We start from the raw sequence: 14,808 nt of genomic DNA, 5'->3' as shown, positions 1-14,808 counted from the left end.
ATCAGGAGCTAGCTTGTTGAGGAGTCTGCGCCAGCACTGTACGGGTGTTATCGAGTCTTCTAAATACCAGCGCAGATAGAAGCGTAATAAGACCGACGCAGATGAATCCGAGTCTGAATCCGACGGAGACCGATTTCCATTGCCAGGAAAAAATGTGGACGAGCGCGCCACCAATCGAGACCCCCAGTCCAATCGCAAGCATCTGAACCATCGAGAAGAGACTATTGCCGGTTGCCGCATCCGAGCGAGACAAGTCCTTCAGCGTGACGCTATTCATTGCCGCAAACTGCATCGAGTTGGTCGCACCGAACGCAGCCAACAGGAGGATCTCGACGGCAAGCGGCGTGTTAATCGAAAACAGCGAAAGCGCCATGATGAATGTGCCGACCATCAATGTATTGCCCAGCAGAAAGGTGCTGTACCCGTAACGTTTGACGAGTGGTGGTATCCAGCGCTTTGCGGTGGCCCCGGCGAGTGCAGCAGGAAGTAGCATCAAACCCGATTGCAGTGGTGTGAATCCAATTTGCAACTGCATCATGAGTGGCAGCAGGAACGGCACAGCACTCGATCCGATGCGGCACACGAGGTTCCCGACCAGGCCAACGCTGAAATTCTGTTCGCGAAAGAGGGCTAACCTGAAGAGTGGGCTGGACCGGAGCCGCGCATACGGAATGTAGGCGAGTGACGCGACAAGTCCGAGCAGGAACAGTGCCGCCGACCGTGGCATATGGTGGACGTCGAATGGGGCATCTGTCGCGAGTGAGAAGGCAATCATCGCGAGCGAGAGTAGGGCGCAACCTGCAAAATCGAACGGTGGGGCTGCCCGCGCCGTATCGCGCGGCAGATAGCGACGAACGGCGAGAAGGCCGAAAATCCCGATGGGTACGTTGATCAAGAAGATCCAGTGCCACGAGATCATCTCCGAAAACAATCCTCCGAGAGTCGGACCGACAATGGGTCCAGCTTGCCCGGCAATCGAAACAAGCGCGAGCGCAGACACATACTGCTCTCCTGGCATGCTTCTCAGTATCGCAAGGCGCCCGATTGGCAACAGCATCGCCCCTCCGATCCCCTGAAGTACGCGAGCGGTTACCAACTGATCCAACGTCTGTGCGCTCGAACAAAAAATCGATCCGATGACGAAGACAAGGATTGCAGCGAAGTAGACGTGACGGGTGCCAAAGCGGTCTGCTAGCCAGCCGGAAGCTGGCGTGAGGAGCGCCATTGTGAGCGTGTAGGCGACAACGATCGAGCGCATTGCGAGAGGCGACGCGTTGAAGCTGGACGCGATAGACGGGAGTGCGGTATTGACGATAGTAGTATCGAGCGTTTGCATGAAAAAGCCCGTTGCCACGATCCACAGTAGAGGTGCTTGCGCGGAGTTTTGATTCATGGTTGAGTTTGCATGTCGCCACCGTATGGTTCGATCTCGAATCTGTCCATTTCGTTGACCTGCGTGAGGCATCCACTAGCAGCGCAAGAAAACCGGCTGGATGGAAAAAGTACCGCTCCGTCGGAGCGAGATGCGGTGTGGCGCTACAGAGCGATTTGGTTTCTTGTTCTTATCTCTAGTCCCATCTCAGGCGAGATGCGCGTGGAGTCGAGATGAGCGCAAGCATGAACGACAGTGATGTTGAAGCGTCCAGAATCGACGCTTCGATGTAGTCAGGGCAATGATGTCTATCGTGGTGCGCTCGGCCCCGGACGTAGTCCAATTCGTTGCCGGCCCAGCGACCATTCGTATGCGGAGAGTCGATGTGGGGCGCAGTGACAAGTGCGCCCCACGTCCCGGTTTGCGGCCGAGATTAGAGTCCTGCTGTTTGGCCACCGTCTACTACGACAGCATGACCGATCGCAAACCCGGCAACGTCGGAGCAGAGCCAGAGAACGGTTTCGGCGATCTCTTCAGGTTTGCCCAGTCGGCCAACGGGTTCCTGCGCGATCATTCGCTGACGACCTTCCTCGGTGCCTTGCGTGAATCGGCCGATCATCGGTGTGTCGATGATGCCTGGACAGACGGCGTTGATACGCACGCCGTCCTTCGCATACTCCAGGGCCGCTGACTTGGTGAGGCCGATCACACCATGTTTCGCCGCGCAATATGCGCCCTGGCCGCGAATGCCCACGACGCCGGCACCGGACGACGTGTTCACGATTGCACCGCCACCGTTCTTGAGCATCAGCGGGATTTGGTGCTTCATGCAATAAAACACGCCGCCGAGATTCACGCGAACGGTCCGTTCGAACAGTTCGTCGGATACGTCGGCTGTATACGACAAAGGTTGTTCGATGCCTGCGTTGTTGAAGGCGAAGTCGAGGCGGCCGAACGTCTCGATCGTCTTGTCGAGGGCTACCTTTACGTCTTCCGATCTCGAGACATCGCACTTCACTGCGATCGCACGTACTCCAAGGGTTTCGATCTCCCGTACCGTTTCCGCTGCGCCCTCTTGCGAAAGATCTGCGACAACGACATTGGCACCTTCTCGCGCAAACGCCAGTGCCGTGACGCGACCGATACCGTTTGCACCACCCGTTACAAAGGCGACCTTACCTTCGTAGTTCCATTTCCGATGAATCGTCATATTGCGGTCCTATCTCCGTTCCATTTGCTCGTTTTGATATGGTCAACGCGCGAGTCCTCGAGCATTTCAGGATTCGCGCGAACTTGGCGGTCGATGTCCCGACCGGCTGCCGGCCTTCTCTAGGGGCAAGGATTCGCAATCCGTGCGCGGCTTTGGCTGCGCGTTATATGTCGTGTCCCAGGGAACGGCCGGCAGGTCACATGCCAGTCCGGCCCGCCTGGGAGGCGGGACCAGGCGATGTCACTTCAACTGTGAAGATCGCGCTGCGTGGAATTCGTGCCTGAAGCTCTTCGTCGGTTCCAAGGTATACGCAGCAGTAAAGAGTCGTGCCATCGTTACCGCCCAGCACACACGAGACGGCATGTCCGTCAAACTGCACGCGATCCGTGATGGCGCCCCCTTCGAGTACGCGTACGAATTCCCCGGTGTTGTAGCACCCTGCCCAGATGGCGCCATCCGCGTCTGCACAGATGCCATCCGGTTGTCGCTCGCCGAGATCGGCGTAGAGGCGCCGATTCGACAGATTGCCCAGCGGGTCCCTGTCATAGGCGGTGAGGTGTCCGCGCCATGTTTCGGCGACGACCAGTGTTCGCCCGTCGTCCTTGATAACTGCACCATTCGGAAATTCGAGTTCAGACGCGGCGACTCGTATCGACCCGTCCGGTTCGACGAGATGCAGGTCCGTGAGAGCTCGGGGTGCGCCACCGAACAAGTCGTAGCCGAAATTTCCGACGTAGATGCGTCCGTCGTCGTCTACGACGAGATCGTTGAGGTCTCCGGTGGCGAGCGCGGAAAGGTCTGCGTAAATCGATACGTCGTTTCCGCACACCTTCATCAACTTCTTTTCCGCGCACGACACGACTACAGCCGTATCATCTGCGAGGAATCCGATCCCGGCGGGGCGGCCGGCGACATCGCAAACGAATGTTCGACCACCATTCTCGTCGACGGTATACAGCTTCAGATCGAATACGTCGGAAACCCACAGGCGGCCATTACGCCAGCGTGGAGCCTCCAGGAAAACGAAGTTGTCGGCCAGCAGACGGGCCCGATGTTCTTTCATGAATGTGCTCGTGTCGCGACATGTCGGCCATCGAACTTTCCGATGGCCTTAGATGAAGGTTATTTCGCTGCTCTAGGTAGGTCTAGTCGATTTTTCTGGCATGCGCGGTAAGTTTCGCTGAACGAGGGGCGTCTTTCGGGATGTCTCATCCCGATGATAGGTACGCCCGATGAGCGCGGCTCCGCGAGTGTCCCGTTTCGCGACACCCGCTGGAAATTCAACTGACCGCAGCAGTTTCGTTACCGTACCTTCCGAAGGACATGGATCGTATTTTTCTCGACCCAGTCAGCGACCTTTTCCAGGTAGGCCGTAACGTGCGAGGAATTGCAGTGAGCATCGAACGTCTTCTCATCTTCCCAACGCTCGATGAAAACGAAGCAGCGTGGTTCGCGCATGTCGCGATGCATCTCGTACTGCAACATGCCGGCTTCCTTGTGTGTCGGCTCGAGCAGCCCTTCCAGAGCCTCTGCCAGTTGAGCTTCGTATCCCGGTTTCGCCCACGATATAGCTACTGCGGAAACTTCAGACATGCTGATTCTCCTAGATCGAAAAAGTGAGTGCGCAGCATAGCCGTTACAGCGTCCGAGAAAAAGGAGTCCCGACCTGAGGACCAAGGAGGCGATCTGATTCGCGACGATTTGGTTGCGAGATTCGGATCAGGTTTTTCCCTGATTTTTGGGGAAGACGACAACGCGGCAGACCGCGTCGTTGTTGGCCGATGCCGTCTGCATCAGGCTTTGCGCGATGCGCTTTGCCGCCCCGTCCCGAATTCAGAGTTACTTACCGTCAACGCCAGAAAAATCGACTAGACCTAACGTCTCTCGCGGCAATAACCTTGGCTTCAACGGAGACAGCTTTTTGACGCAAGTAGGCAACCAGTGTGGAAATTTATGCTAGTAGCATCGGCGCGGCAACCAGTCGATGCCTTGGGATTCGTGGGGACCGGCATCTGTCATGCCTGTCTGAACCGACGACGTCCGGCGCGTCGAATCTCTCCACTGCAGCGGCTACGGTCTTTACTTCCGCATTCGCGTGAACTGGAATTGGTTCATGGACCCACAATTGAGCGGTGTGCGGCCGACCGGAGCGGAACTGGCGAAGCTTATGTCCTGCTTCCGGTGCTCGGATTCGCCTACCGATAGGACGTTCGGCGTCAATGAACTATTTGCATGGACCTGACAACTGCGTGTCGGACCTTGACGGTCTCATGTAATGATCTGCGTTGAATTTGCTTTCGATAACTAAGGAATAGAGAGATGGTCAAGTTGAGCTCCCCGACTGCGGAAAGCACGCGACGATATGCGTACCCACGAATCGGACTTTTTATCGATGGCGAGTGGATCTACGATCGCGAGACTGCCGTTGAGGTGAGAAACCCAAGTACGGAAGAAGTCCTGGCAAGTGTCCCCAAGGCCACTGCAGGTGACCTCGAGCGCGCTCTTGCCGCAGCGGCGCGCGGATTCCGGACGTGGCGCGAAACCGCTCCCCAGCAGCGTGTTGCGGTGATCAGGAAGGCAACTGCACTAATGAGGGAGCGGTTGGAGGAGATCGCTTCGACGATCACCCTCGAAAACGGCAAGCTCTACGCGCATGCGTACGCCGAGGCCGATCGTTCGCTGAACTTCTTCGACTGGAATGCCGCGCAGTCGCTGCGGGATTATGGGCTCATCGTGCCAGGCGAGCCGCAAATGCAGAAGTTCGTGCTGCGGCAGCCGATCGGACCCGTGGCGGCCTTTACCCCGTGGAACGTGCCGATCAGCTCCGCGGCACGGAAGGTCAGTGCAGCGCTGGCAGCAGGCTGCTCGGTCGTTTTGAAAGCTGCCGAGGAAACCCCGGGAGCTGCGTGTCAGGTCGTGCAGGCATTCGAGGATGCGGGACTGCCCGCTGGGGTGCTGAACCTCGTTTTCGGCAATCCGGCCGAAATTTCGTCGACTTTGATCGCGTCACCCATCACCAGGCTGGTGACATTCACGGGTTCGGTACCGGTTGGCAAGCACCTTACGCAGCTGGCCGCGGCGGCCATGAAGCCGGTTCTGATGGAGCTTGGCGGCCACGCGCCGGTGCTCGTTTGCGAAGGCGTCGACGGAGCGGCGGTCGGCCGACTCGCCGCACAAGGCAAGACCAATGCGAGCGGCCAGATCTGTGCGTCGCCGTCGCGCTTCATTGTGCATCGCAGCGTGTATCAAGCATTCGTCTCGGCATTTGCCGATGGGGTGAAAGACGTCCGCGTGGGCGACGGGTTCCGCCAGGACGCGCAGATGGGGCCGGTTGCGAGCGCCCGTCGCCTCGCCGCGATGGAATCCCTCGTCGCGGATGCCCGACGGCGCGGCGCGCGCGTCGCCGCAGGCGGCAACCGGATCGGCGATCGCGGTTACTTTTTCGAACCCACGGTATTGGCCGATGTGCCGCTCGACGCGGACGCGATGACGACGGAGCCGTTCGGACCGCTCGGCGCATGCGTGCCGGTATCCGATCTCGATGAGGCCCTGACGGTAGCGAACAGTCTTTCCGTCGGGCTCGCGGCCTACGCATTCACGAATTCCTTGCACGACGCGGAGCGTATCGGTCGGGAGCTCGAATGCGGCGTGCTATCGATCAATCATTTCGGGACCCCCGATGCCGACACGCCGTTCGGCGGTGTCAAGGAAAGCGGAATTGGTCGAGAAGGCGGACCGTCGACGCTCGACGCGTTCGTCGTGACGAAGACAGTCCTGCAGAAGACCGTGCGAGTCTGATTTCAAGCCCGGTTCGGCATGTCGGCTGCCGGGCCGATAACAAGAGCGCCGACGTTCGATAAAAATGATGGAACAGGAGACAGCGATGAAATCGCAATGGAAGAAGCTCGGCCTGGCCGGGATGGCGGGTGTGCTCGCACTGTCCGCGCAGTTGGCCGGTGCCAAGGAGTTGACCGTCGGCTATGTCGCCGCAGGGATGCAGTACCCATTCAATGTCGCTGCTGCCAGAGGCTTCGAAGCCGCCGCAAAGGAGGCCGGCGTCAAGACGGTCGTTCTCGACGCGAAGACGAGCGTCGAGCGGCAGGGTAATGCGGTCGACGATCTCATCGCACAAAAAGTCGACGGTATTGCAGTGCTGCCGATCGACGCAGTCGTCGCGCAGAGCTGGGTTGACCGCGCGGCTGCGCGCAATATTCCGGTCGTGGCTGTTGCTACTCAGATTGGCGATCCGCAGAAGCATTCGATCAAGGACGTCTATCCGAAACTGGCCGGGCTCGTCGCAAGCGACGAAGTTCGAGCCGGCGCTGACGCAGCGCAGATCGCCGCTCGTCTGCTACCGAAGGACCGTGTCGCGAAGATCGCCATCGTGGAGGGCGCGCCGGGATATCCGACCGTGTGGCAGGCAACCAAGGGATTCAAGGACGGTCTCGAAAAAGCCGGCATCAAGTATCAGATCGTGGCGTCTCAGCCGACCGACTGGACGCCGGAGCAGGGCGAATCCGTCTGCCAGAACATTCTCACGGCTCATCCCGATGTCGATCTTTTCTATAACCAGGCAGACGATATGGTGATTGGTTGCGCCCGTGCTGTTCGAGCGGCCGGATCGCACGCGAAGCTGGTCAGCCGTGGCGGTTCCAAGCTCGGCATCAATGCGGTCAAGACTGGTGACGTCGACGGTACCGTGTGCATTCAGCCGGGCAAGATGGGCCGGCTTGCATTCAAGACCCTGTACGCGGCGATCACCAACCCCGGCGCGCCGAAGGGTAAGTTCGTCGATGTCGACACGCCTCAGGTGACCAAGACGTCGTTGTCGGCGTGCGTTCCGGAGTGGTGAGCACGTGAGCGACCCGGCGACATGGCAAGGAGACAGCAACATGACGAATAGCGTCCCGCTTCTGCGTCTTCAGGGAATTACGAAGACGTATCCAAATGGTCTCGTCGCGCTGCGCGGCGTGAATCTGGACATCGAACGAGGAAAGGTCCACGGGCTTCTTGGCGCGAACGGTGCGGGAAAATCCACGTTGATCAAGATCCTGTCCGGCTCATTCTCGGCGTCAGGCGGGCGGATCATCTGGAGGGGCGGAAACGTCGAGTACAACAGCCCGAAGGAGGCGAGCAACCTCGGAATTGCGACGATTCATCAGCACATTCCCCTCGTTTCGACGCTGTCGGTGCTCGAGAACGTGTTTCTCGGCGTGGACGGACCCTGGCGGCGGGATCCGGCGTACCGCAAGCGCTTCATGGAGCTGTGTCAGCGAATCGGGTACTGGCTCGCTCCGGACCGATTGGTCAGCGATCTGTCAATCGGCCAGCGCCAGATGGTGGCGATATTGCAGGCGCTTGGTACGGGCGCAGAGCTCATCGTGATGGACGAGCCGACGGCGTCGCTTGCGACCAGCGAGCGGGAAGTCGTGTATCGGATCGTTCGTCATCTGTCGCGCGTCGAGAACAAGGCGATCCTCTTCGTGTCGCACTTTCTCGACGAAGTCGTGGCGCTGACCGATTGCGTCACGATACTGCGGGATGGGCAGGCGGTCGTGCATGCGCAGACGAGCGACCTCGACGAATCGCGTATTGCGGAGGCGATCGTTGGGCGTCAAATCGCCGCGCTCGAGCATGCTGCACCGCAACCGATCCGTCCAGACGCGCCGGTGCTTCTCGACGTACAGAACCTCGCTTCTCCGGGCAAGCTCGAACCGATTTCGCTGCAACTTCGCGCGGGCGAGGTGATAGGCATTGCCGGCCTGCTCGGGTCCGGGCGAAGCGAGCTGTTGCATGCAATCTTCGGCGCCGATCCGGATGCAACGGGTGTCGTCAAGGTGGAAGGGCGCGTAATGCGGCGCTCGCCGATCGCGGCGGTCAAGGCGGGTCTCGGTCTCGTTCCCGAGGATCGGATGGATCAGGGCCTGGTTCCCGGCTTCGAGATCTGGCGCAATACGACGCTGCCGGCACTCGATGGTGTGTCATGGCTCCGATGGCTGCCCCAGCGCGAGCGCGAGCGCAAGCGCGGTGCAGACGCCATTCGGCGGTTGCAGATCAAGGCGGATTCGCCGGACATCCTCGTGACCGAGCTGAGTGGTGGCAATGCGCAGAAGGTGACGATCGGCAAGTGGCTGTTCAGCGACGTCAAGGTGTTTCTGCTCGATGAACCGACAGCCGGCATCGATATCGGTGCGAAGACCGACATTCTGTTGCTGGTGCGTGAGCTGGCGGCCGCCGGCAAGGCCGTCATCATCGTTTCGTCCGAATTCGAGGAAATCCTCGCAGTCAGCGGACGCATTCTGGTCATGCGCGACGGTCGAGTCGTTGCCGAGCGGCGTGGGCAAGAGACCTCCGAACATGAATTGATCCTGCTGGCCGGCGGGCAGAGCGCCGCTTCCGGTGGTTTGCAGCAAAGCAGCGCCCATTCTTCACAGAGCGAGTAATGATGAACATGATCACTTCCACACACCATTCTGCTTCGACGAGCGGTGGTGCCGGCAACGGTCCCGCCGGCGGCCCCCCGGCGGGTGTCTCCGCAAGCACGGAACAGACCGGAACCGATTGGCGCAGATTGCTCAGTCTGCGGGAGATGGGCGTCTATTACGCGCTGATCCTGCTGGTGCTCGTCATTTCGGCTGTGACTGTGTATACGGGCCGGCCGAACTATCTGAGTATCGCCAACGTGTCGAACGTGCTGTACCAGTCTTCGCTGGTCGGCATCATGGCCGTCGCGATGACCGTGATCCTGATTACCGGGAATTTCGATCTGTCCGTCGCATCGGTCGCCGCGTTATCTGCTGCCGTCCTTGTCGGCCTTGCCGACATGATCGGCTTCTGGCCGGCAGCTGGCGTCGCAATGATCGTATCGATCGTGGCCGGTCTCCTGAACGGCGCAATCGTGCAGTATCTGGGCATCAACGCGTTCATCGTGACGCTGGGAACGCTCACGGCGATCCGCGGCGTCGTGCAGATTTACACCGATGGCCGATCGCTGTCCGTCGAATCTCCAGACGTGCTGCAATCGATGCGTGCGTTTGAATCGGGGCGCATCGCGATCGCGATTCCGCTCGCGATCATCGGTGCTTTGCTCATCGCCGGTGGCGTCTGGTCCGCGCTGCGCGCGCGGCGCGAAACGCGCAGCCTGCCCGTCGCGTCTGTCGGCATGATCGTTGGCGGTGTATGTGCGTTGGCTCTCGTATGGGCTGGCGGCGTGTCGTTCGCGATGCCCAAGCCCGTGATCTATATGGCGTGCTTTACCGCGGTAGTCTGGTTCGTGCTGACGATGACGAATGTCGGCCGACGTGTCTACGCGGTGGGTGGTAATCCCGAAGCGGCACGGCTGTCCGGGATCAACGTCCGACGCTACAAGATGGCCGGTTTCGTGCTCTGCAGCGCCGCTGCGGGTTTCGGCGGCGTACTGTTCGGCAGCCGGCTCGGTGCGGTCAACCCGACGGCGATGCAGGGTGCCGAGTTGACCGTCATTGCTTCCGCGATCCTTGGCGGGACGTCGCTTTTCGGCGGGGCGGGTTCGGTGGTCAAGACGCTGGCGGGTGCATTGCTCCTCTTCACGCTTACCAACGGTTTCAACATCCTGAATCTCGGCGCGAACTACCAGGGAGTGATCGAGGGAACCGTCGTGGTGACGGCTGCCGCGATCTACACGGTCGGCGGGACTCGCCGCCGCGGAAAGGGCCGCTGAAACACGACGAGAGCCGCTGCTCGCGGCGGCTCTCCGAAGCATGACGCAAAGAGGGGGGACAAATGGCCAAAACAAACAAGGCCCGTACGCTTGCTGCTGGCTCCATCGGAAACTTCGGCGAGATTTATGATTTTGCCGTTTTCGGGTTCTCGGTACCGATTCTTTCGACGCATTTCTTTCCCGGAAGCGATCGGACGGCCGCGCTGCTGAGCACGTTCGCCGTCTATGCGGTCGCATTTTTCGCGCGACCGCTCGGGGGGCTGCTGTTCGGCTTCATGGCCGACCGTCTGGGCCGAGTCCGAGTCATGGCCACGACGGTCTGGTTGATGGCGCTCGGCACGGCGGTCATCGGATTGCTGCCGACCTATGCGGAAATCGGGCTCGCCGCGCCGATTTTGCTGGTCGTATGCCGGATTGCCCAAGGCCTGGCGTTAGGCGGCGAAACCACGGGCAGCACGAGTTTCATCCTCGAGTCGGCGCCGGACGACAGCCGCGGCAGATGGGTCGGTATTACGCTGATTTTTTCGCATCTGCCGAACGCGGTGGTCGCCGGACTGATGATCGGGCTGCAGTTTGCCGCAGGCTCCGACGCGTATACGAGTTGGGTATGGCGAGTGCCGTTCCTGGCGGGTGGATTGATTGGTATCGTCGGCTTCTGGTTGCGCCGAAACCTCGATGAACCTGAGGAATTCAAGCAGGCCACGCATCGCGGCGGCGGCCGGAATCCGCTTGCATCGGCGCTGCGGTCGGGCGGGCTGCGCGGCATGTTGAATGTTGCGCTGATTCAACCGATCCAGACGGTGGGGTCGTACCTGCTGCTCGGGTTCATGTACACCTTTCTCGTTCGCGTCGCAAAGCTTGATTCGATGGCAGCGCTACTCACGAACGGGATGGCAATCATCGTCCTCTCACTCGTCATTCCCGTCGGCGGCATACTCAGTGACCGATACGGGCGCAAGCGTGTTCTCACGATCGGAGCGGCGTGGATTGCGCTGTTTGCGTATCCTGCGGTCCAGCTGGCAGCGTCGGGCACGTTCCTGACTGCTCTGAGTGGGCAACTCCTCCTCGTTATCGGTGTCGGCTTGTATGGTGGTGCATGTTTCGTAGCAGCACCGGAGTTTTTCCCGACGTCGTTCCGGGCGACTGGGCATGCCATTTCGTATCAGTTGAGTGTTGCGATATTCGGCGGTACGACGCCGTTCGTCAGCGCCTTGCTTGTCCAGACCTTCAGTTCACCACTCGCGCCGGCAATCTATGTGGCGATCGTTGCGGTAGTGTGTCTGGTCACCGTGCAGTTCGTTCCTGAGACGAGAGGTGTTCGTCTGAGGACGTCGGTGGCGCAATCTTCCGATATCACGGGTGACCAGGCGGTGCGGGAATCTCGGTGATCGCGGGTCCGTTCCGCATCGCTGCAAGCCGCGAAACGAATCCCATCAACGGTCGATAAAACTTACCGTCAAGCACAGTAAACGCGACTCGACGATATGGATAACTGAACATAATCTAGCGGCTGAACTGTCCGAATTGGGACGTTCTTGGAGCGAAAACAAGGACAGCGGCGACCCGATACGAAAGAACCACACTTCGCCGCTCGTTCAAGATGGCAATTGGTCATCCCGGGGTGCCGGAGCCGCCCCGTTGGACGCATCACAGAAATCAACTAAATAGGAGACGCTCGTGCGAGCATTGTCGAAACTTCTCGGCGTGGCTGGATTGGCCGGCACGTTGGCTTGTGCTTCTGCCGCGGTCGCGGCGAAAACAGTCACATTGGCGCTTGTTGCCGCCGGGTTGAATCATCCGTTCGAGGTATCGGTCGCGAAGGCATTTCAGGAGGCTGGCAAGAAGGCTGGCGTGAATACCATCGTGCTGGACTCGAAAACGGACGTAGCGAGGCAGGCCAACAATATTGACGATCTGATCGCACAGGGCGTCGATGGAATTGCGCTGTTGCCGCTCGATAGCGTCGTGGCGCAGGGATGGGTGGATCGCGTCAGTGAAAACCATATCCCGATCGTCGCCGTAGCCGTGGATATCGGCGATCCGCATAAACGAGCGACCAAGGACGTCTACCCGAAACTGGCGGCGCTCGTAGCGAATGATCAGGTGCACGCCGGCGAGATCGGCGGGCAGATGGCGGCCGCGATGCTCCCGAAGAATCGAGTTGCGAAAATCGCGATCGTCGAAGGCATGCCTGGCGCGCCTCAAGTCTGGCAGCTCAGCAAGGGTTTCAAGGCCGGCTTGGACAAGTCTGGTGCGCGATATCAGATCGTTGCATCCCAACCGACTGACTGGACGCCTGAGCGCGGTCAGGCAGTGTGCCAGAACATCCTGACGGCGCACCCGGACATTGATCTTTTCTACAACGAAGCCGACGACATGGTTATCGGTTGCGCGAAGGCGGTGCGCGCGGCCGGATCGTCAGCCAAGCTGCTTGGTTGGGGCGGGTCGCATCTCGGCCTCGATGCGATCAAATCGGGAGCGGTCGACGGGACGGTATGTGCGTCACCAGGAAACATCGGGAGCGCGGGCTTCGATGCGCTGTATGCAGCGGTCACCAAGACGAATACCGCCAAGGCTCGATTCGTCGAGGTCGCGACCCCGCCGATCACGAAGGCGAATCTCGCCAGTTGCCCGCCGCAGTGGTAATCGGCGAGAGGGTGAGGCCGCCTGACGTGGCAGGGCGAGTAAATGGCACTTGGTAAGCGGGTGGCCGAAATCAAGAAACTATGGAGCGGCACGCATTCCCCGTGACGTGCCGGCTTCGGCCGTCGAGAGATGGCAGGGGCCATCGATCGACGTTCGATCAACCGAACCGGAGCGAAACGTGGTGCGAAAAGTATCGAAGGCAACGTTCAAGGCCAAGGCGTGCGAGCTCTTTCGCCAGGTGGAAAACCTCGGTGAGAGTGTGATCGTCACGGATCATGGAAAGCCGACGATTGAGATCCGTCGCTACACGAAAGCGCAGAGCGATCCGCTCGCGATGCTGTCGGCAGCCATTGTGAAGTTCGAGCCCGAAACGATGGCAATTCCCGTCGCGCCGCCAGCGAGATTGCGATGATCGTACTCGATACGCCGGCCCTCATTTCGTGGTTGAGCGGTCGAGGCGACTTGTGTGCGGGAACCCGAGAAGTTATCGATCGGTCGCTTCGGGCGCGGGAAATTGCGGTTTCAGTGATCAGCGTGCTGGATATCGGGCAATACGTTCACGACGGTCGACTGGAGCTGTCGGTAAGCACGCGAAGCTGGTTGTCCGAACTGGCGTCGATCGACGGAGTACGTCTCGTGGCTGTGGATACGATCATTGCAGTACGCGCCGCCGCACTGTCGACAATGCTCTCGTCGCACCAGCGACTGATCGCTGCGACGGCGACAACGCTCGCTGGCGTGCTAGTGACGCCCGATACACGAATGCGGGAACTCGCATATGTCGAAACGATATGGTGATGTCGGTCGGAGGTGCGGCGACGCGAGCTTACCCCTATCGGTTTGCGACGCAGGCGAGAACTTAACGACCGAGGCTGTGAGGTTAGTTTTCCTTGCGTCAGCGGCCAGAAAATCCAAATGGACGCAGCAACAAGCTCGGGATAATTTATATCAACCGAGACCACAGCGACACCGCTGAGACTCACGTGCGATCCCGACCACGGAACTCGAGCGATATCGCGGTGAAAAGGGGCTCGATGAGCCTATTCGAATATCAGTACTTCTGTCAGCCAACATCATGACCACGATTGCAGTGATTCACACCGGGCCGGTTACGGTCCAGCCGATCAAGGAGCAGATCGGTGATCTTATTCCCAACGCCCGCGTCATCAACATCATGGACGACAGCCTGCTGAACGACGTTCGCGCGGCCGGGCACCTGACCTCCGATGTTACGAGCCGGATCTATACGTACATGTCGAATGCGCAAGCGATGGGGGTGGACATCATCCTGAATGCATGTTCGTCGGTTGGCGAAGCGGTCGATTCGGTGCAGAACCTGGTTCGAACCCCGATCGTGAAGATCGACGAGGCGATGGCCGAACAAGCGAGTGCGACGGGGCCGCGCGTCGGCGTCGTGGCAACGGTGCCGACCACACTCGATCCGACAGTGCGACTGATCCGGAAAAAGGCCGCGGAGCACGGTCGCACGATCGAAGTCACGGAGCGCATCGCGGAAGGCGCATTCGATGCGTTGCTTCGCGGCGATGCTGCGCAACACGACGAAATCGTCAAGCAGGCAATTTCGACGCTCGCGGAGCAGGTCGACGTGGTGGTTCTTGCGCAAGTGTCGATGGCACGTCTGATCCCGCAGCTCGGGACGCTGCCGGTGCCGGTGCTTTCGAGCCCGCGCAGCGGCGTCGAGGCCGTGAAGCGCGCGCTCGCGGCTGCCTGAGTTGCAGCGCGTCGTCAGATGCTGACAGGCGCGTGACGAACAAGTTGTAGCAATGTTGTATTCGAGCATTTGGGAGAATTGAAATGAACGCGTCCCACCCGTGAACGTGAGAGCAGAAGCAGGAGGTGGATCCTCGCGGGCCAACGGCA

At 59.9% G+C, this 14,808-nt stretch carries 13 protein-coding genes; 9 read left to right on the top strand and 4 right to left on the bottom strand.

From position 1 onward, the window contains the following. Nucleotide 1 precedes the first annotated feature (1 nt). From DIE22_RS29715 to DIE22_RS29700, 4 genes are all read right to left on the bottom strand, one after another. Nucleotides 2-1,393 carry a DHA2 family efflux MFS transporter permease subunit gene (locus DIE22_RS29715; protein WP_124606657.1) on the bottom strand — a complete coding sequence of 464 codons (1,392 nt, stop codon included), beginning with the start codon at nt 1,391-1,393 and terminating at the stop codon, nt 2-4. A 412-nt stretch (nt 1,394-1,805) separates the two neighbouring features. Then, nucleotides 1,806-2,582: an SDR family oxidoreductase gene (locus DIE22_RS29710; RefSeq protein ID WP_124606656.1), complete on the bottom strand. Its 777-nt coding sequence runs from the start codon at nt 2,580-2,582 to the stop codon at nt 1,806-1,808. Between the two features lie 196 nt (nt 2,583-2,778). After that, nucleotides 2,779-3,645, bottom strand: a complete 867-nt coding sequence (locus DIE22_RS29705) for an SMP-30/gluconolactonase/LRE family protein (protein ID WP_124606655.1) — start codon at nt 3,643-3,645, stop codon at nt 2,779-2,781. Nucleotides 3,646-3,884: 239 nt separating this feature from the next. Beyond that, entirely contained in the window at nt 3,885-4,175 is a 291-nt protein-coding gene (locus DIE22_RS29700; RefSeq protein ID WP_124606654.1) for a putative quinol monooxygenase, read from the bottom strand. 726 nt (nt 4,176-4,901) lie between these two features. On the opposite strand from DIE22_RS29700, the gene DIE22_RS29695 reads away from it, so the two are divergent. The 9 genes from DIE22_RS29695 to DIE22_RS29655 all read left to right on the top strand — a co-directional run bounded on the left by DIE22_RS29695 (nt 4,902) and on the right by DIE22_RS29655 (nt 14,659). Beyond that, nucleotides 4,902-6,380: an NAD-dependent succinate-semialdehyde dehydrogenase gene (locus DIE22_RS29695; protein WP_124606653.1), complete on the top strand. Its 1,479-nt coding sequence runs from the start codon at nt 4,902-4,904 to the stop codon at nt 6,378-6,380. A gap of 85 nt (nt 6,381-6,465) precedes the next feature. Continuing rightward, the gene (locus DIE22_RS29690) at nt 6,466-7,434 is read left to right on the top strand and encodes a sugar ABC transporter substrate-binding protein (protein WP_124606652.1); all 969 of its coding nucleotides are present in this window, start codon (nt 6,466-6,468) and stop codon (nt 7,432-7,434) included. A gap of 40 nt (nt 7,435-7,474) precedes the next feature. Continuing rightward, on the top strand, nt 7,475-9,025 hold the full coding sequence (locus DIE22_RS29685) for a sugar ABC transporter ATP-binding protein (protein ID WP_124606651.1): 1,551 nt from the start codon (nt 7,475-7,477) through the stop codon (nt 9,023-9,025). Beyond that, nucleotides 9,025-10,281, top strand: a complete 1,257-nt coding sequence (locus tag DIE22_RS29680) for an ABC transporter permease (RefSeq protein ID WP_260426794.1) — start codon at nt 9,025-9,027, stop codon at nt 10,279-10,281. The genes DIE22_RS29685 and DIE22_RS29680 overlap by 1 nt, the downstream gene beginning before the upstream one ends. A 62-nt stretch (nt 10,282-10,343) precedes the next feature. Further along, nucleotides 10,344-11,669, top strand: a complete 1,326-nt coding sequence (locus DIE22_RS29675; protein ID WP_124606650.1) for an MFS transporter — start codon at nt 10,344-10,346, stop codon at nt 11,667-11,669. 289 nt (nt 11,670-11,958) lie between these two features. Next, entirely contained in the window at nt 11,959-12,927 is a 969-nt protein-coding gene (locus DIE22_RS29670; RefSeq protein WP_124606649.1) for a sugar ABC transporter substrate-binding protein, read from the top strand. 178 nt (nt 12,928-13,105) lie between these two features. Continuing rightward, a complete protein-coding gene (locus DIE22_RS29665) occupies nt 13,106-13,339 on the top strand; it encodes a type II toxin-antitoxin system Phd/YefM family antitoxin (protein ID WP_124606648.1) in 234 nt (77 codons plus the stop codon). Then, nucleotides 13,336-13,725: a hypothetical protein gene (locus tag DIE22_RS29660; RefSeq protein ID WP_124606647.1), complete on the top strand. Its 390-nt coding sequence runs from the start codon at nt 13,336-13,338 to the stop codon at nt 13,723-13,725. The genes DIE22_RS29665 and DIE22_RS29660 overlap by 4 nt, the downstream gene beginning before the upstream one ends. A 277-nt stretch (nt 13,726-14,002) precedes the next feature. Next, on the top strand, nt 14,003-14,659 hold the full coding sequence (locus DIE22_RS29655; protein WP_124606646.1) for an aspartate/glutamate racemase family protein: 657 nt from the start codon (nt 14,003-14,005) through the stop codon (nt 14,657-14,659). The last annotated feature ends 149 nt before the right edge of the window (nt 14,660-14,808 follow it).

It is taken from the genome of Burkholderia sp. Bp9142 (assembly GCF_003853415.1).
GTDB lineage: Bacteria > Pseudomonadota > Gammaproteobacteria > Burkholderiales > Burkholderiaceae > Burkholderia.
This window is presented reverse-complemented; position numbering and strand designations above follow the sequence as displayed.

Excerpts from the sequence above, each read along its gene's own strand:
- DIE22_RS29680 (WP_260426794.1), top strand. The coding sequence starts at position 9,025 with ATGATGAACATGATCACTTCCACACACCATTCTGCTTCGACGAGCGGT.
- DIE22_RS29705 (WP_124606655.1), bottom strand. The coding sequence starts at position 3,645 with ATGAAAGAACATCGGGCCCGTCTGCTGGCCGACAACTTCGTTTTCCTG.
- DIE22_RS29675 (WP_124606650.1), top strand. The coding sequence starts at position 10,344 with ATGGCCAAAACAAACAAGGCCCGTACGCTTGCTGCTGGCTCCATCGGA.
- DIE22_RS29700 (WP_124606654.1), bottom strand. The coding sequence starts at position 4,175 with ATGTCTGAAGTTTCCGCAGTAGCTATATCGTGGGCGAAACCGGGATAC.
- DIE22_RS29685 (WP_124606651.1), top strand. The coding sequence starts at position 7,475 with ATGACGAATAGCGTCCCGCTTCTGCGTCTTCAGGGAATTACGAAGACG.
- DIE22_RS29695 (WP_124606653.1), top strand. The coding sequence starts at position 4,902 with ATGGTCAAGTTGAGCTCCCCGACTGCGGAAAGCACGCGACGATATGCG.
- DIE22_RS29655 (WP_124606646.1), top strand. The coding sequence starts at position 14,003 with ATGACCACGATTGCAGTGATTCACACCGGGCCGGTTACGGTCCAGCCG.
- DIE22_RS29715 (WP_124606657.1), bottom strand. The coding sequence starts at position 1,393 with ATGAATCAAAACTCCGCGCAAGCACCTCTACTGTGGATCGTGGCAACG.
- DIE22_RS29660 (WP_124606647.1), top strand. The coding sequence starts at position 13,336 with ATGATCGTACTCGATACGCCGGCCCTCATTTCGTGGTTGAGCGGTCGA.
- DIE22_RS29690 (WP_124606652.1), top strand. The coding sequence starts at position 6,466 with ATGAAATCGCAATGGAAGAAGCTCGGCCTGGCCGGGATGGCGGGTGTG.
- DIE22_RS29710 (WP_124606656.1), bottom strand. The coding sequence starts at position 2,582 with ATGACGATTCATCGGAAATGGAACTACGAAGGTAAGGTCGCCTTTGTA.